This is a genomic window from Bradyrhizobium daqingense, from assembly GCF_021044685.1.
GTDB lineage: Bacteria > Pseudomonadota > Alphaproteobacteria > Rhizobiales > Xanthobacteraceae > Bradyrhizobium > Bradyrhizobium daqingense.
This window is the reverse complement of the sequence record NZ_CP088014.1, coordinates 3,889,083-3,906,593: the sequence shown is the minus strand read 5'-3', so window position 1 is coordinate 3,906,593 and position 17,511 is coordinate 3,889,083. Positions and strand designations below refer to the sequence as shown.

Annotated in this window: 15 protein-coding genes; 12 read left to right on the top strand and 3 right to left on the bottom strand. The window is 64.7% G+C overall.

The annotated features are described in order from the left end of the window. Positions 1 to 45: 45 nt before the first annotated feature. The 7 genes from LPJ38_RS18530 to LPJ38_RS18500 all read left to right on the top strand — a co-directional run bounded on the left by LPJ38_RS18530 (position 46) and on the right by LPJ38_RS18500 (position 7,957). Positions 46 to 282 (top strand): hypothetical protein, encoded by a 237-nt coding sequence (locus tag LPJ38_RS18530; RefSeq protein ID WP_145627532.1) that lies wholly within the window; start codon positions 46 to 48, stop codon positions 280 to 282. Positions 283 to 487: 205 nt separating this feature from the next. Beyond that, positions 488 to 661, top strand: coding sequence for a hypothetical protein (locus LPJ38_RS18525; RefSeq protein WP_060737648.1), 174 nt, complete (start codon positions 488 to 490; stop codon positions 659 to 661). 206 nt (positions 662 to 867) lie between these two features. Further along, positions 868 to 1,032, top strand: a complete 165-nt coding sequence (locus tag LPJ38_RS18520; RefSeq protein WP_008553742.1) for a Flp family type IVb pilin — start codon at positions 868 to 870, stop codon at positions 1,030 to 1,032. 403 nt (positions 1,033 to 1,435) lie between these two features. Continuing rightward, positions 1,436 to 1,837 carry a hypothetical protein gene (locus LPJ38_RS18515; RefSeq protein ID WP_145627534.1) on the top strand — a complete coding sequence of 134 codons (402 nt, stop codon included), beginning with the start codon at positions 1,436 to 1,438 and terminating at the stop codon, positions 1,835 to 1,837. 154 nt (positions 1,838 to 1,991) lie between these two features. Continuing rightward, positions 1,992 to 3,626 carry a thiamine pyrophosphate-requiring protein gene (locus LPJ38_RS18510; RefSeq protein WP_145627536.1) on the top strand — a complete coding sequence of 545 codons (1,635 nt, stop codon included), beginning with the start codon at positions 1,992 to 1,994 and terminating at the stop codon, positions 3,624 to 3,626. A gap of 104 nt (positions 3,627 to 3,730) precedes the next feature. After that, positions 3,731 to 6,229: a GAF domain-containing sensor histidine kinase gene (locus tag LPJ38_RS18505; protein WP_167520186.1), complete on the top strand. Its 2,499-nt coding sequence runs from the start codon at positions 3,731 to 3,733 to the stop codon at positions 6,227 to 6,229. A 78-nt stretch (positions 6,230 to 6,307) separates the two neighbouring features. Next, complete coding sequence (locus tag LPJ38_RS18500) at positions 6,308 to 7,957, top strand: alpha/beta hydrolase (RefSeq protein ID WP_145628344.1); 1,650 nt, start codon at positions 6,308 to 6,310, stop codon at positions 7,955 to 7,957. A 2-nt stretch (positions 7,958 to 7,959) separates the two neighbouring features. On the opposite strand, the gene LPJ38_RS18495 is transcribed toward LPJ38_RS18500, so the two are convergent. Next, on the bottom strand, positions 7,960 to 9,540 hold the full coding sequence (locus tag LPJ38_RS18495; RefSeq protein ID WP_145627540.1) for an MDR family MFS transporter: 1,581 nt from the start codon (positions 9,538 to 9,540) through the stop codon (positions 7,960 to 7,962). Positions 9,541 to 9,697: 157 nt separating this feature from the next. Beyond that, on the bottom strand, positions 9,698 to 10,213 hold the full coding sequence (locus LPJ38_RS18490; protein ID WP_145627542.1) for a YcgN family cysteine cluster protein: 516 nt from the start codon (positions 10,211 to 10,213) through the stop codon (positions 9,698 to 9,700). 295 nt (positions 10,214 to 10,508) lie between these two features. Between LPJ38_RS18490 and LPJ38_RS18485 the strand changes: the two genes are divergently transcribed. The 4 genes from LPJ38_RS18485 (at position 10,509) to LPJ38_RS18470 (ending at position 15,499) form a co-directional block, all read left to right on the top strand. Further along, positions 10,509 to 12,797 carry a transglycosylase domain-containing protein gene (locus LPJ38_RS18485; RefSeq protein WP_145627544.1) on the top strand — a complete coding sequence of 763 codons (2,289 nt, stop codon included), beginning with the start codon at positions 10,509 to 10,511 and terminating at the stop codon, positions 12,795 to 12,797. 9 nt (positions 12,798 to 12,806) lie between these two features. After that, entirely contained in the window at positions 12,807 to 13,385 is a 579-nt protein-coding gene (locus LPJ38_RS18480) for a DUF1214 domain-containing protein (protein ID WP_145627546.1), read from the top strand. Further along, positions 13,382 to 13,963, top strand: a complete 582-nt coding sequence (locus tag LPJ38_RS18475) for a DUF1254 domain-containing protein (protein ID WP_061848857.1) — start codon at positions 13,382 to 13,384, stop codon at positions 13,961 to 13,963. The genes LPJ38_RS18480 and LPJ38_RS18475 overlap by 4 nt, the downstream gene beginning before the upstream one ends. A gap of 459 nt (positions 13,964 to 14,422) precedes the next feature. After that, the gene (locus LPJ38_RS18470; protein ID WP_145627548.1) at positions 14,423 to 15,499 is read left to right on the top strand and encodes a Cj0069 family protein; all 1,077 of its coding nucleotides are present in this window, start codon (positions 14,423 to 14,425) and stop codon (positions 15,497 to 15,499) included. 104 nt (positions 15,500 to 15,603) lie between these two features. On the opposite strand, the gene LPJ38_RS18465 is transcribed toward LPJ38_RS18470, so the two are convergent. Continuing rightward, entirely contained in the window at positions 15,604 to 16,791 is a 1,188-nt protein-coding gene (locus tag LPJ38_RS18465; RefSeq protein ID WP_145627550.1) for an MFS transporter, read from the bottom strand. Positions 16,792 to 17,091: 300 nt separating this feature from the next. Here LPJ38_RS18465 and LPJ38_RS18460 point away from each other — a divergent pair, with 300 nt between their 5' ends. Beyond that, positions 17,092 to 17,502: a GFA family protein gene (locus LPJ38_RS18460; protein ID WP_145627552.1), complete on the top strand. Its 411-nt coding sequence runs from the start codon at positions 17,092 to 17,094 to the stop codon at positions 17,500 to 17,502. The last annotated feature ends 9 nt before the right edge of the window (positions 17,503 to 17,511 follow it).

Sequence of the window (17,511 nt, the reverse complement as noted above, 5' to 3'; positions counted from 1 at the left end):
AGCAACGCGCCGTGATGTCCTCCCTCGCCGGTCGGCCGGCCTGACATGCCCTGGTCGACGACGTTCGACGATCCGATCCGGGTGAACAACAAGCGCAAGTTGCTCACGCTGCAACAAGCGGCCGACTACATCATGCAGCTGCCCGAGGACGCCCAGCACGAGACACACTGGCAGACGGCGATCGAGACCCTGATCAACGCAGCCGAGACCGGCGGCGGCTGGGTCATGTTCGCCCGCATCGCCATGTTGCGGGCCCTGAATGCGGACGGCCGGCGTGAATGAGGGCGATGACCGGCACGCACGATCGACATGCTTGCCCAGCCGTTGACGAACAGGCTCAACGATCCGTTAAACGCGACCGTCATTTCCGCGGCGGCGGAGCCCTGCGCATGAACCAGAGTATTCCCAGGGGATACGAAGTTGAGCACTGGTTGTCCTTGCGCCCAGCATGGTCCCAGCCCTCAGATCGAGCCAAGGTTTGCGTGCCGTGCAGCAGCAGGACGTCAGAAAGAACTACATCGGCATCGTGAGCGACGCGACCGAGCGCGAGCGGGCCGCGGGCACGGCAGCGCGCTGGCAGCCGGGCACGATGAAGGATTTCGTCGGCCGCCTCACAGCCGTGCTCAAGCGCCGTCTCCCCCGCCCGACAATCATGTCCTAACGAACGTCGCGGATGTACGCAGGCAGCGTTGCGGTTTGCGTCCATTTGGACGGGATGAGGGAACCTTAAGTTAATGAATGTTACCGTATGAAACTGGGGCGCGCTCGCCCGGGTCTCATTCATTTGACGCGCAGAATATCTATTCGATCGATTCGAATTCGAAAACGACGCGACCAAACATTGGATTGGATGAAGAGGAGTTGGCAATGCGTTTGCTTAGGTCTTTCCTTGCCGATGAGACTGGCGCCACCGCCATCGAATACGGCCTGATCGCCGCCGGCATCGCACTGGCCATCGTGACCGTCGTCAACAACACGGGCAGCCAGCTCCTCAACAACAAATTCAACTCGATCAGTTCGTCGCTGAAGTAGCGGCCGCGACGGCTCGAGGCGACGTCCTGCACACGCGGAGTTCGGCGCGGCCTCCGGCCGCGCCGCTAGCGGCCATACTCTCTCCCCGTCATTGCGAGCGCAGCGAAGCAATCCAAAGTCCTTCCGCGGAGGGATTCTGGATTGCTTCGCTGCGCTCGCAATGACGCGTATGGGGCCGCCGTTCTTTCGACTCACATTTCAAACAGCAGACACGACTTCTCGCTCTCGCGACGGATTTCGTCGGAGTTCTGCTCTCGTTTCCGCCCCTTTCTTAGAGAAAAAGAGCGCAGGGAAGGCTGGACGGGCGCTTTGACGGCCAGCTGAGTCCTGATATTCTTCAGCGCGGCATGCCCCAATGAGCCATGCCGCCCATCGACAAACCAGAGCTGTTTGCAGGATGCAGATGAGAAGCGCGACGCTCTTGGCTCTCAGCCTCTTGTTTGCCGGCCTCTGGCCGCACGATGGCGCGAGGGGACAGACGTCGGCCGCACCGCCGGTCTCGCTTGCTCCGCCCGACGCATCGCCGCCGCGCGCGAGCGCTAAAAATTCCAGACCTCCCCCATCCGGCAGAGAAGCTTTTCCACCCGTGATGGGCAGACTTACACCGGCGCCAAATCCGGCCGCCGACTATGATGGCTTCAGCGCCGTCGACGACAATGACACGCCAAGCCGGGTGGCGCCGGCCGCGAGATCACGCGCGGCAAAGGGCGCCGCGTCCAATACGGATGCCGACGGGCAGTCATCGATCGATCAGGAAGACGAGTCGTTGAAACGGAAGCTGACGATCTGCAAGAACTGCAAATAGGAAGTTCATAGCCCGGATCGCGCGCAACGAAATCCGGGGACGCGCGGCTTACTGCATAGCTGACTATCGCTTGCCCGCGCTTTACCCTCCCGCAAAATCCTGATCCTCTCTCCCTCAATCAGCCGGACCAACCGGCCTGCCAGGGAGAGACGCCATGAAGCTCGGCACTGCCATCGCGGAAATCATGCGGCGTGAGGGGATCGAGATCCTCTGCGGCTATCCGGTCAACCATCTGATCGAGCACGCAGCGAAAGCGGACATCCGGCCCGTGATGGTGCGACAGGAGCGCGTCGGCATCCACATGGCAGATGCGATCTCGCGGGTGACGTCGGGCCGCAGCATCGGCGCGTTCTGCATGCAGCATGGCCCCGGTGCGGAGAACGCGATGGGCGGGGTCGCGCAGTGCTTCGGCGAATCCGTGCCCGTGCTGGTGCTGCCGATGGGCTATCAGCGCCGGCTTGCGCATATCGAGCCGAACTTCAATTCCAGCGAAGCGATGAAGCCGTTCGCAAAATCGTCCGAGCCGATCATCCTCGCGACCGAGGTCGCCAACATCTTCCGCCGCGCCTTCACCAAGCTGAAGAACGGCCGTGGCGGGCCCGTGATCGTCGAGATTCCCTCGGACATGTGGAACGAGGAAGTGCCGGAGCCGCTGAACTACACGCCGGTGCTGCGCACCCGCTACGGCGCAGATCCCGTTCACGTCAAGGAAGCAGCCAGCCTCCTCGTGAATGCAAAGCGCCCGGTGATCTATGCCGGCCAGGGCGTGCACTACGCACAGGCGTGGCCGCAGCTGAAACGGCTTGCCGAGCGGCTGGCGATCCCCGTGACCACCAGCCTGGGGGGCAAGTCGTCTTTTCCGGAAACGCATCCGCTCTCGCTCGGCTCGGGCGGGCTCGCCGTGCCGCGCGCGGTGCCGAAATTTCTGAGCGAGGCCGACGTCATCTTCGGCATCGGCTGCTCCTTCACGGAGACCAATTTCGGCATCGCGATGCCGAAGGGCAAGACCATCATCCACTCAACGCTCGACCCGAACCATCTCAACAAGGACGTGGAAGCAACGATCGGCCTCGTCGGCGATGCCGGCCTCGTGCTCGACGCGCTGCTGGAGGAGATCGGCAAGTCCGTCACGTCCGATCGTGACGCGTCGGCCGTCGCGGCCGAGATTGCGGCTTCGCACAAGGAGTGGCTGGCAAAATGGATGCCGAAGCTCACCAGCAACGACGCGCCGCTCAGCCCCTATCGCGTGCTCTGGGACCTCCAGCACACGGTCGACATCAAGAACACCATCATCACGCATGATGCCGGAAGCCCGCGCGACCAGCTCTCGCCGTTCTGGAAGTCGGTCGAGCCCCTCACCTATCTCGGCTGGGGCAAGACGACACAGCTCGGCTATGGCCTTGGGCTGGCGATGGGCGCCAAGCTGGCAAAGCCGGACAAGCTCTGCATCAATGTCTGGGGCGATGCGGCCATTGGCTTCACGGGCATGGATTTCGAGACCGCGGTGCGCGAACGCATCCCGATCATGTCGATCCTGCTCAACAATTTCTCGATGGCGATCGAGTTGAAAGTGATGCCGGTCTCGACTGAAAAATATCGCTCGACCGACATCTCTGGCGACTATGCCGCAATGGCGCGCGCCTTTGGCGGCCATGGCGAGCGGGTGACGCGCCCGGAGGACATCGTCCCCGCGATCAAGCGCGGCATCCAGAAGACGCGGGAGGGCGTCCCGGTGCTGCTGGAATTCATCACCAGCAAGGAGACCGAGGTGTCACGGCCCGGCACGTGAGCCGGGTCGGATCTCAGCAACGCCGCGAGCGCTGGCTCCGGCCGCAGGAGATGTGATAATCCGGCCCGGTGACGCGCATCTCGCGGCATCGAGCCGGATTAGGAATGACCACCGCTTCCCACGATATCGAGGACCTCGAGCGCCGATTGCAGTCGGCAGCAACCGAGAACGCGCGGCTGCGCGGCGAGCTTGCGGTCGAACGCGATCGCCAGAGTGCCAGCGCCGAGATCCTGCGCACCATCGCGGCCTCGCCCTCCGATGCGCGGCCGGTGTTCGCGGCGATCGCGTCCAGCTCGAAGCGCCTGCTCGGCGGTTTCTCCGCCACCGTGCTCCAGTTCACCGGCGACGAGTTGCACCTCGTGGCATTTACGCCGACCAGTCCGGAAGCCGATGAAGGGCTGAAGGCATCCTTTCCGCGCAAGATCGCGGACTTCCCGACCTTTGCCCTCGTGCGCGACGGCGAGACCATCCAGTTTCCAGACAGCGAGGCGGCCGACGTCCCCGAGCTGAACCGGGAGCTGGCGCGGCTGCGCGGCTTCCGCAGCGTGCTGTTCATGCCGCTGATGAACCGGGGCACGCCGGTCGGCATGATCAGCGTCACGCGCGCCGAACCTGGCGCGTTCGCGCCTGACCTCGTGCAGCTGCTGCAGACCTTTGCCGACCAGGCCGTGATCGCGATCGAGAACGCACGCCTGTTCAACGAGACGAAGGAGACGCTGGAGCGCCAGACCGCGACGGCCGACATCCTCAAGGTGATGGCCGCCTCGCCCTCCGACGTGCAGCCGGTGTTCGAGGCCATCGCCACCAATGCCAACCGGCTGATCGGCGGCTTCTCCACCGCGGTGCTGCGCTATATCGACGGCGCCGCGCACCTTGCGGCCTTCACGCCGACCGATCCGGCCGGCGATCGCGTGCTCCAGGGTTCGTTCCCGGTGCCGTTCGCAAACTTTCCGCCCTATCCGCTCGTGGCCAAGGGTGAAGCGGCACAACTGCCCGATACCGAGCTCGAGCCGGCGGCGCGCGACATCGCGCGCGCCCGCGGCTATCGCAGCATGCTGTTCACGCCCTTGATGAGCGAGGGCGAAGCCATCGGCATCATCATCGCGACGCGTCGGGCGACCGGCCGTTTCGCCGAGCATCACGTGCGGCTGCTCCATACCTTCGCCGACCAGGCGGTGATCGCGATCAAGAATGTCAGCCTGTTCAACGCCACCAGGGAAGCGCTGGAGCGGCAGACCGCGACCGCCGACATCCTCAAGGTGATCGCGGCCTCGCCCGCCGATGTCACGCCGGTATTCCAGGCCATCTCCGACAGCGCCAAGGCGCTGATCGGCGGGCACTCGTCCACTGTCACCCGTGTCATCAACGGCATGCTGCATCTGGCCGCCTTCACCACCGACAACGAAGCGGGCAATGCGGACCTGCTCAGCTCCTTCCCGGCACAGCTAGCGTCGTCAGGCATTCACAGTCGGGTGGCGACCAGCGGAGAATATGCCTTCCGCAGCGACATGCAGAACGAGCCTGACCTCACCGAGGCCATGAAGGAGCTGGCGCGGACCCGCGGCTATCGCAGCATCCTGGTCGTGCCGATGCTGCGCGACGGCGTTGCGATCGGCACCATTGCCGTGACGCGGCCGGAGCCCGGTCATTTCGCCGACAAGGCGATCAACCTGCTCAAGACCTTCGCCGACCAGGCCGTGATCGCGGTCGAGAACACGCGCCTGTTCAACGAGGTGCAGGACCGCACCAGGGAGCTTGCCAAATCGCTCGACGACTTACGCGCCGCGCAAGACCGGCTGATCCAAACCGAGAAGCTGGCGTCCCTCGGCCAGCTCACCGCGGGCATCGCCCATGAGATCAAGAACCCGCTCAACTTCGTCAACAATTTCGCTTCGCTCTCCGACGAGCTGACCGACGAGCTGAACGAGGTGCTCGCGCCTGTTTCGCTCGCAGATGACGTCCGCAGCGAGGTCGACGAGTTGACGGGGCTCCTGAAGGATAATCTGCAAAAGATCGTGCAGCACGGAAGGCGCGCCGATTCCATCGTCAAGAACATGCTGCTCCATTCGCGCGAAGGTGGCGGCGAGCATGGGCTGGCGGACATCAACGCGCTGGTCGAGGAGAGTCTCAACCTCGCCTATCATGGCGCACGCGCCGAAAAGCCGGGGTTCGACGTGACGCTGAAGCGCGAGCTCGATCCGGCGGCGGGCCAGGCCGAGGTGTTTCCGCAGGAGATCACCCGCGTGCTGCTGAACCTGATCTCCAACGGCTTTCATGCGGTCACCAGGCGCAAGGCGGACGGCGCCGCCGGTTACGAGCCGGTGGTGATCGCCGCAACGCGCGACCGCGGCGAGCGCGTCGAGATCCGCATCCGCGACAACGGCATCGGCATTGCCGACGAGGTCCGGGAGAAGATGTTCAATCCGTTCTTCACCACCAAGCCGGCCGGCGAAGGCACCGGGCTCGGGCTGTCGATGAGCCACGACATCGTCGTGAAGCAGCACGGCGGCACGATCGATGTCGCAACGGAGCCGGGCGCGTTCACGGAGTTCACGATCCGCCTGCCGCGCAGGAGCAGTTTTGCGGAGAGCAACAAGGGATAGCGTCAGCCGGAGGATGCCTTGAAGAGTCTCGCGTGGTTCATTCGGCGACAACTCCTCTCGCTGTCCGGCGTCGGCCTCATGCTTGGCGCGCTGTTCTTCGCGGCCGCGCTGACGCCGACGCTGATCCCGCGGAGCTACCTCACGCAAGGCGTCCTCGCCGGGGGGTGCTTTGCGATCGGCTATTTCGCCGGAATCCTGTGGCGGCGGCTGTGGCACTATCTCGAATTGCCCGAGCCTTCGGCGCGCGCGAGATCGATTACGAATGCACTTGTCGCGGCCGCCTGCCTGCTCGTCGTCATCGTCTTCCTGTGGCGCGCCGCCAGCTGGCAGAATTCGATCCGTGCCGTGATGAAGATGGCCCCGGTCGAGACTGCACATCCGCTCAAGGTCTGCGCGATCGCCTTGATCACATTCGCAGTGCTGTTGGTGCTGGGGCGACTGTTTGCCCTTGTCGCCCACTTCGTTGCTGCGCGCACCAGACGCGTCATTCCCCGGAAGGTCGCGAACGTCATTGGCGTGATCGCCGCAGGCCTGCTGTTCTGGTCGATCGCCAGCAATGTCCTTGTCCGCATGGCATTCAACGCGCTCGACTCTTCCTTCCGCGAACTCGACGTCCGGCTCGAGCCCGAACGGCCGCAGCCGACCGCGTCGAATCGGACCGGCAGCCCGGCATCGCTGGTGAAGTGGCAAGAGCTCGGGCGCATGGGGCGCCGGTTCATTGCCTCAGGCTCGACCGCGGCCGAGATCGGCGCCGTGACGGGACGGCCTGCGCAGGACCCCGTGCGCGTCTATGTGGGGCTCGGCAGCCGCGACACAGCGCAGGCGCGCGCCAGGCTTGCGCTCGATGAACTCAAGCGCCAGCGCGGCTTTGAACGCAAACTGTTGATCGTCATCACGCCGACCGGCACCGGCTGGATCGATCCGTCAGCGATGGATACGGTCGAATATCTCCACCATGGCGATGTCGCTAGCGTGGCGATGCAGTATTCCTATCTCAACAGTCCGCTGTCGCTGCTGTTCCAGCCGGAATACGGTGCCGAAGCGGCGCGCGCGCTGTTCGCGGAAATCTACGGCTACTGGACGACGCTGCCGAAAGACCGGCGGCCGAGACTGTACCTGCATGGACTGAGCCTCGGCGCCATGAACTCGGAAAAATCCGCCGAGCTGTTCGAGACGATCGGCGATCCCATCGCGGGCGCGCTGTGGAGCGGGGCGCCGTTCGAAAGCCGGATCTGGCGCTCGATCACTGAAAGCCGCAATCCGGGCACGCCGGCCTGGCTGCCGGAATTCCGCGACAGCCGCTTCGTCCGCTTCATGAACCAGGACGGACCGACAGTGCCGCCGGATGCGCCCTGGGGTCCAATGCGCGTCGTCTATCTGCAATATGCCAGTGACGCGATCACGTTCTTCGCCTACCGCGACGCCTATCGGGCGCCGGCCTGGATGGCGGCTCCGCGCGGACCGGACGTCTCGCCCGACCTGCGATGGTATCCCATCGTCACCATGCTACAGCTCGCCCTCGACATGGCGGTTGCAACCCATACGCCGATGGGCTTCGGCCATGTCTATGCGCCCGAGCATTACGTCGATGCCTGGGTCGCCGTCACCGACGTCCATGATTGGTCCACCGAAGCGCTTGCGCGACTCAAATCTCATCTTGCGACGACGGCGCGAAAAGCGGCCGGGAGCCACGTCGCCGACGAGCCCTACGCCGATCGGGGCGGCTAGCCCTACTCCGCCATCTCGGCCGGCTGCGAGGTGGAGGGACCCGCCAGCGGCCGCTCCTCCATCGCGATCAGGCAGAGTGCAGCAGCGGTCATCAATGCCGTGGCGGCGCCGAAGACGTAACGGAACGCATGCCGCATGTCCTCGGCGGGAATCGCGACGCTGCCTGCGGCATGATGCTCGCCGAGCGGAATGTCGGCACCGAGCGCGATCAGCAGGATGGCCGCGAACGCCGCAACCGTGAAGGACGACATCAGCGAGCGGAAGAAGTTCAAGGCGCCGGTGATGGTGCCGACCTGGGGCCGCGCGACCGAATTCTGCACCGAGACCACGCAAACCGGGAAGGTGGTGCCGAGGCCGAGCGCAAAGGCCGCCATCAGCGTCAAGAGGCCCCATAGCGGCAGCGTCGTCAACGTGAGGCCGAGGCCGCACAGCGCAGCCCAGGACGTACCGACGATGGCGACGCGCTTGTAGTGCTTGGCCCGCGCCATGGTGCGGCCGGCGATGGCTGCGCCGCAGGTGGAGACGGCAGCGAGCGGAATCAGCGCAAGGCCCGCTTCGCTGGCGCTGAGGTGATAGACGGACTCGTAATAGAGCGGCAGCTGGACTGTGAGGCCCGTGATCGCGCCGAGCGCGCAACCGCCGGCCATCAGCCCGAACGGCACGACGCGTCCGCCGAGCAACGGCAGCGGCAGGAACGGCTCGTCCGCCCGGCGCGCGTGCCAGACGAAGCTGACGGCGAGCGCGACCGCACCGCCGACCATCGCCAGCACGGTCGGCGACAGCCACGGATAGCGTGTTCCGCCCCAGGTCAGCACCAGCATGAAGACGACGGCAGAGGCCATCAGCAGCACGCCGCCGAGCCAGTCGACCTTGCGCCTGCGGTGAAACACCGGGATCTTCTTCATCTTCGGCAGCAGCAGCGCAATCGCAGCGGCCGAAAGCGGCAGGTTGATCCAGAAGATCATCGACCAGTGCAGATGCTCGGCGAACACGCCGCCGATGACCGGGCCGAGAATGCCGCCGACCATCCAGACGCTGGAGAAATAGGCCTGATATTGCCCGCGTTCGCGCGGGCTCACGACGTCGGAAATCACTGTCTGCACGACAGGCATGATGCCGCCGCCGCCAAGGCCCTGAAGTCCGCGTGCCAGGATCAGCATCGGCATGTTCGGCGCGATCGCGCACAGCACGGAGCCCGCAACGAACAAGCTGAGCGAGGTGATGATCATGGCCTTGCGGCCATAGATGTCGCTGAGCGTGCCGAACACCGGAGCGACCGCAGTCGAGGCGAGCAGATAGGCGGTGATCACCCAGGACAGGTTGGACACGTCCTGGAACTGGCGTCCGATGGTCGGCAGCGCGGTCGCCACGATGGTTTGGTCGAGCGCGGCCAGGAACATCGTCAGCATCAGGCTGATGACGATGGTGCGGACCTCGTCCTGCGACAGCGGCACCGGCGGGGCGATGGAGGGCGCGTCATCGACACTGATGACCTCGCTCGGAAGCCGGGACAGCTCTTCGGCGATATCGTCGGGCAACGCCTGGATGTCGGCAGAACTGCTCTGCCGGTCGAACTTGTTCATCTCGATCGGACGTCGTGAGGCGGCGCAACGCCGCGAAGGATTCGTTCTATGCAGCCCAATGTAGACAGCAAAGACTTCCCCAGGCAGGCACCGCGGCGCATGGGTGCATCCCATCGCAGGGTCATCCCGAACACGTGATCGCGACAAGTACGGCGGATCAGTCCTTCGGACGTCGCTTCAGGCGGGCCCGTTTCGGCAAGGTCCCCGGCCATTGCACGATGTGGTCCTCCAGCTCCTCGTCCGGGATCTCATCCTCGCTGCCCTCGACCCGGCCGCGCACGGAGACGCCGGCCTCGTGCACGGTGTTAGGATCGCCTGAGACCAGCGGATGCCACCAATAGAGGTCGCGTCCCTCGGCGACGAGCTTGTAGCCGCAGCTCGGCGGCAGCCAGTTCAGGGTGCGGACATTGGCCGGGGTCAGGCGGACGCAGTCCGGAACCTTGTCGGAGCGATTCGGGTAGTCTTTGCAGGCACAGCTGGCGCCATCGAGCAGCTTGCAGCCAATATGGGTGAAATAGATATCGCCGGTGTCCTCGTCCTCGAGCTTGTTCAGGCAGCAGCGGCCGCAGCCGTCGCACAGGCTTTCCCATTCTTCCCCAGACATCTGTTCCAACGTCTTGGTTTTCCAGAAGAATCCTTCCTGGCCGGAAGGTCGCTTGGGAGCTGCGGTCATGCGCCTCAACAAGAGTTCGAAAGAGCTACGGCACCGCCATCTAGGGCGTGCGTCGGGAACGGTGCAAGCAACGCCCCCGCAAAGCCCGTAATGACCCGGGGGCAATTAGGCCTGTTGTTCAAAATCGCGAGCGTGGCCATTGGTTTATAGACCCTGCTCGGCTAGAAGGAACGCTGGGTCCCCCCTCGGACGCGTACCGGGCGCCTTGGGTTTGCCGCAACATACCCGCAAGACGTCTCGATGCCGCCCCGGCCGGGTGCTTGAACGCTTTCGAAGCAAGCCGCAAGGGTTCTAGGTGCGCCAGATCATACCACCGCATTGGAAGCAGAGGATCCGGAATTTCTTCCTGGATCTCGATGCGCGCATTGACTCCTCGCTGTTCTCCTCGGCCAAGGGCATCCGCGAGCTCTACGAGCGCTACTCGACCTTCATGGACCGGTTCTATGTCGGGCGCTGGAAGCGTTGGGTGTTCATCGAGCCGCTGTCGGAAGCCGCGACGCTCGGCCTCGGCGGCCTGATCGTCATGCTCGCGCTCGCCATTCCCGCCTTCCGCGAGACGGCGGATGAGGACTGGCTGAAGAAGTCCGATCTCGCGGTGAGCTTCCTCGACCGTTACGGCAACCCGATCGGCAGCCGCGGCATCAAGCACAACGACTCGATCCCGCTGGAAGATTTTCCGGACGTGCTGATCAAGGCGACGCTCGCGACAGAGGACCGCCGCTTCTACGACCATTTCGGCATCGACATCGCCGGCACCGCGCGCGCGCTCGTCACCAATGCCCAGGCCGGCGGCGTCCGCCAGGGCGGCTCCTCGATCACCCAGCAGCTCGCCAAGAACCTGTTCCTGAGCAACGAGCGCACCATCGAACGCAAGGTCAACGAGGCCTTCCTCGCGATCTGGCTGGAATGGCGCCTGACCAAGAACGAGATCCTCAAGCTCTATCTCGACCGCGCTTATATGGGCGGCGGCACCTTCGGCGTCGACGGCGCGGCGCATTTCTACTTCAACAAATCGGCACGCGACGTGACCTTGGCGGAAGCTGCGATGCTCGCCGGCCTGTTCAAGGCGCCGACGAAATACGCGCCCCACATCAACCTGCCCGCGGCACGCGCCCGCGCCAACGTCGTGCTCGACAACCTCGTCGATGCCGGCTTCATGACCGAGGGCCAGGTGTTCGGCGCCCGCCGCAACCCGGCCTTCGCGGTCGATCGCCGCGACGAAGCCTCTCCGAACTATTATCTCGACTACGCTTTCGACGAGATGCGCAAGCTGGTCGACACCTTCCCGAAATCCTACACCGAGCGCGTCTTCGTGGTCCGCACCGCGATCGACGCCAACGTGCAGAAGGCCGCCGAGGACGCAGTCGAGAACCAGCTGCGCCAGTTCGGCCGCGACTATCATGCGACGCAGGCGGCGACGGTCGTCGCCGACCTCGATGGCGGCATCCGCGCCATGGTCGGCGGCCGCGACTACGGCGCCAGCCAATTCAACCGCGCCACCGACGCCTATCGCCAGCCCGGCTCCTCGTTCAAGCCCTATGTCTACACCGCGGCGCTCTTGAACGGTTACACGCCGAATTCGATCGTGGTCGACGGACCCGTCTGCATCGGCAATTGGTGCCCGCAGAATTATGGCCATTCCTATTCCGGCTCGGTGACGCTGACGCAGGCGATCACGCGCTCGATCAACGTCGTGCCGGTGAAGCTGTCGATCGAGATCGGCCGGCGGGATCAGCCGAAGGCGCCGAACCCGGCCAAGGTCGGCCGCGGCAAGATCGTCGAGGTCGCCCGCCGGTTCGGCATCAAGGCGCCGCTGCCCGACACGCCGTCGCTGCCGATCGGCTCGGACGAAGTCACCGTGCTCGAGCACGCCGTCGCCTATGCGACCTTCCCCAACCGCGGCAAGGCCGTGACGCCGCATGCCGTGCTGGAGGTGCGCACCGGCGCCGGCGACCTCGTCTGGCGCTGGGACCGCGACGGGCCGAAGCCGCGCCAGGCGATCCCCGCCTCGGTCGCCGCCGACATGGCGGGCATGATGAGCCACGTCGTCAGCGAAGGCACGGCGCGCCGCGCAGCGCTGGACGGCATTCCGACCGCGGGCAAGACCGGTACGACCAATGCGTATCGCGACGCCTGGTTCGTCGGCTACACCGGCAATTTCACCTGCGCGGTCTGGTACGGCAACGACGACTATTCGCCGACCAACCGCATGACCGGCGGGTCGCTGCCGGCGCAGACCTGGCACGACATCATGCTGGTGGCGCATCAAGGCGTCGAGGTCCGGGAGATTCCCGGCATCGGCATGGGCCAGAAGCTGCCGCCGCAGCATGTCAGCAACGCGCAGGCCAATGCGGGGCCGAAGGTGCTGGAGACCAAGCCCGGTCCGCCGCCCATCCTGACCAAGCGCGGCGCCGACATCCTGGTGCGCGTCGAGAAGCTGCTGGATGACGCGGCCAAGACCGTGAACAAATCGTCGGCCGCCGACGCCAATCCGGCCAGGTCGTCATCGTCGAACAGCGCGCTCGCCTTCCCGCAGAACTATGCGGAAGAGAACGCCAATGCCTCCGCCCCGCGCAAGAATTGATCGAAACCCGTGCGGCTGATCCTGATCACATTGACGGCGCTTCTTCTCGCAGGCGTGGTCGGCGTCGGCGCGACCTGGATGACGACGACGCGCGGCACGGATATCGGCGCACTGACCATCGGCCCCTGGACCGCGCGCCCGCGCACCGGCACCGCCGACGTCGACCCCTATTCGCGCGCCACCATCGTGCGCAACGGCGAGCTGCCGATCGGCACCGGCGATGGCGTCGCTTTCACCGCGACCACCGACGACAAAAAGAAGGCGCTTGACGGCCGCTGCGACGTGGTCGTCTCCGGCGTGACGCCGCCGGCGCGGTTCTGGACGCTGACGCTCTACGACCGCAAGGGCCATCTCGTCGCCAATTCGCTCCAGCGCTACGGCTTCACCAGCCAGGAGATCGTGCGCCAGTCCGACGGCTCGTTCGAGATCCGCATCGCCTCGCGCTCGCGCGCCGGCAACTGGCTGCCGACCGGCGGCATCGAGCGCTACGCCTTGATGCTGCGCCTGTACGACACGCCGGTGGGCGTCGCCACCCGCACCCAGCGCGATGCGCCGATGCCCTCGATCACGACGGTGGGCTGCTCATGATCCGCCTGCTGTTCACCATCGTCGCCGGCATCGTCCTCGGCCTCGTCGTCCATCTCGTCAGCGTGCTGGCGCTGCCGCGGATCGCGACGCAGGATGCCTATTCGCGGCTGACGCCGATGACCAAGCTGAACGCCGTCACCCAGCTTCCCCTCGCCGATCCGCAGACCTCGCCGATGCCGTTCATGGATCCGGCCTTTGCGCTCGCGATCTGCCGCTATGATCTGACGAACGGGCCGATCAAGCTCACGGTGCCGGTGAGCCAGGCCTACACCTCGGTGTCGTTCTACACCCGCAACGAGATCGCCTATTACGCCATCAACGATCGCTCGGCCGGCCGCAAGGTGATCGAGCTCGACCTGATGACGGAAGCGCAGCACAGCGAACTGCCCGAGGACGAGGAGGTCACCGCGGCCGACCGCCTGATCATCGATTCCCCGACCGCGACCGGCCTGATCCTGATGAAGGCGCTCGCCCCCGAGCCGGGCCTGATGCAGCAGGCGCAGGCAACGCTGGCAGCCGCGACCTGCGCGCCGCAGACCGAGGCGCCCGCCAAGGCCGAGGCGCCGCGTCGACGCTGACGAACGGTTGTTTGGCAGCGCCGCAAAAACCAGATTCGAAAACAACCCCATGCACAGTAGCGAAGCTGTTGATTTCCATCTGTTTTTATTCTCAGAGATTCCTGCCGCTCGAGTGGCGGCCCTGTCCGCCTTGGCGCCCTGGTAGCTCGGGCGGAGACACGCCTGACGCAATCGCTCCAAACTTCCTTTGACACGTCGGGCAAAACACCTGTCAGAATGGCATCATCGAATGTCGTGACACCCGCACGGAGCAATCCGTTGCGGGTTTTTCATGTCGAGACCCAGGGACGTCATGCAGATTGCGGATGGGCGGTGTTGATCCTGTCTAAGAACGTCCTGATCCCCCATCTTGAAACAGCCGGGCGATTTCACATACATTGTCCGCGTGGGGGACGAAGCAGACTCCCCGTGAGACTCCGGTCCAAGCTCTGCGCAGCACGCAATACGTGGAGCTTGCGCATGGACACCGAACGACACCCCTCTTCCCGCAATATCGTCGCCATCCTCTCGCGCGGAGATGCGGTCGCGCGCCGGGACGCGACGCCGCAAAACAGCCGCTTCGTCTGCGTCTTCGAGGCCCTCGCCGCCGTCGGCGTCGAGGCTCGACCGGTCATCTACGACGAGAGCGTCAGCGACACGGTCCGCGACCAGCTGCTCAGCGTCGACGGCGTGCTCGTCTGGGTCGATCCGATCCATCAGGGCAAGACGCGCGCCGAGCTCGATGCCCTGCTGCGCGACGTTGCGGCCCGGGGTCCCTGGGTCAGCGCACATCCGGACGTCATCCTGAAGATGGGCGTCAAGGAGGTGCTCTACCAAACGCGTCATCTGGGCTGGGGCACCGACACGCATCGCTACGATAGTGCTGCGGCATTCCGCGCCGAATTTCCCTCACGCCTCAAGGCGAGTGGCCCCCGCGTGCTGAAGCAGAACCGCGGCAATGGCGGCCAGGGAATCTGGAAGGTCGAGTTACCAACTAGCGCCGACGGCATCGTCCGCGTGCTGCATGCGCAACGCGGCAGCCTGCCCGAGGACATGCCGATCGAGAACCTCTTCGCGCGCTGCGAGCCCTATTTCGGCTGGGGCGGCTGCATCATCGACCAGGCCTATCAACCTCGCCTGCCCGACGGCATGATCCGCTGCTACATGAGCGGAGCCAAGGTTGCCGGCTTCGGCCATCAATTGATCAAGGCCCTGATCCCGCCGCCGCCGGAAGGCCCCGATGCGCCTGCGGCGCAACCGGGACCGCGCATCATGCACGGGCCGGATGCCCCGCCGTTCCAGGCCCTGCGGCGATCGATGGAGAACGAATGGACACCACGGATGATGGAGACGCTCGGCATCGATGAAGGCTCGTTGCCCGTGATCTGGGATGCGGACTTTCTCTACGGCCCGCGGAATGCCACCGGCGGCGACACCTACGTGCTGTGCGAGATCAACGCCAGCTCCTGCTTCCCCATCCCCGACGAGGCGCCCGCCGCGATCGCACGGACGGTGAAGCATCGCTTGCGCCGGGCTCAGAAAGTGCGCGCCGGTTGACATCGCCGAGAACACGCGACGGACGGGCTCCACCCGTCCTCGCATCACGGCACCAGCCCGCACTCGATTTGATTGCTACCAAGCCGCATCAGTCTCAGCCGCGATCATGGTGAATTCCTCTCAAGGACGACTCGTCTTGCCGATGCGAGCCCTGCAGCAGTCAGCACGAGGAAGGTCATGCCGATCGTGACTGGCAGGCCGGCTGGGCCGAGGTGATCCATCGCGACTCCCGCGAGGAGTCCACCTCCCGTTCCGCCTACCCCTCGCATGAGCGAGAGGCCTGCGGTTCCTGCAATCAACTTCTCTCCGGAGAGCCGGTCGCCCATTTCGATCAGGGACAAGGTCTTCACGCCGTAAGCGACAGCGCCCCAGACGAACAGCAGCGGCCACAACACATTGGTCGACACGACATAGGGAAGCGCCGCAGCCCCGGCCGTCGTCAGTCCTGCGCAGAGCAGCATGGCAAGACGGCGCGAGCTTCGGTCGGAAAACCATCCGATAAGATATTGGAGGGCGATGCTCCCCGCGTTCAAGACGCTCACTGCCACGGCCATCGCTGCTTCCGACCATCCCGCCGTCACGCCGTAGACGGGAAACAGCGAGAGCGTAATCTGGTCGAACAGGGCAAAACATGCGACGGCAAGTGCGAGAAGCGGGAACGGCATAAGAGAGCCGCGCCTCTTCTTGTTCTCGGCGGCCATTGTAGGCGCGGTGCGCCAAATGCATGAAAGGATTCCCGCCGACACCAGCGAGGCAATGCAAATGACGACAAATGGGATATCGCTGTGGGCGCCCGTAACGACGAGGACGAGCGGTCCAAGTGCGAACGCCAAAGCGAATACCGATGCATAGACACCTACAATGCGTCCGCGCTTCGTGGGATCTGCCCGTTGCGTAATCCATGCTTCGCCGACCACGAAAAGGCCGTTCAAGGCAACGCCCAGTGCCAGCCGCGCCGGAAACCACAGCGTGACGGAATGAACGGCTCCGATCACAGCGACCACCAGGGCGATCGCGACCGCGCATCCGATCGCGAGTCTCGACGCGCCCACGCGCCTTGCAAGTGTCGGAATGAAAGCCGCGGACGCTATCGCTCCCAAAGGAGTCATCGCGGCACTCAACGCAATCATCGAGGAACTGGCTCCCTGCGCAGCGAGCCGAAATGCCAGCAATGGATACAACACGGATGAACACACCGCGACTGCGCTGACGGCGCAGATGAGTGCGGCTTGAACCGGCGCTGCGCATGCAGGCGCCGATTCCCTGTTCTCCAACCGCTCGTCGTGATGCATGATGCGCTACGTCAGCCACTAATTTGCCGAGCCCTTCGGTAGAGTTAATAAGAAAGGCAGCGTCTGGTTGCAAAGACGTTGATCGTTTATCGAAAAAGGCTCTCAAGCGGCTCGCTCGGGACCTGACGACGAGTGTTGTCAGCTCGCGGTCTGACGGATCGGGCAATAGCTCATGTCCGCGAACGATGGCAGCAGCTGTCACGCGACAGTAGGACGCAATCGCAACCCGCGATGCGTCGTTGAAGCTGCGAGTCTGCGGCGTTATCGATCCCTGCAATCTGCTTTGATCGGGAGGAACGCATGAGCACCATCACTGGCGGCTGTCATTGCGGCGCAATCCGCTATGAGATCGAGGGCGAGGCAATCGTGCACGCGCTGTGTCACTGTCGTGACTGCCGGCTCCACGCGGGCGCACCGGTGGTTGGCTGGACGATGTATGCCGAAAATGCGCTCAAGGTGACCAAGGGCGAGCCCAAGCTTTACAAGTCTTCGGAGCACGGCCGGCGGCACTTTTGCAGCAATTGCGGCACCGGCCTGTTTTACGTCAATGCCGACATCCTGCCCGGGATGATCGACATCCAGAGCGCGACCTACGACGATCCCGATGCGGTGCCGCCGACGATGCAAATGCAGGTGGCCGAGCGCCTCCGCTGGATGGAGCACGCGCACGAGCTGCCGACGTTCGACCGCTATCCGCCGCAGCCGTCGTAGCGGCAGGCA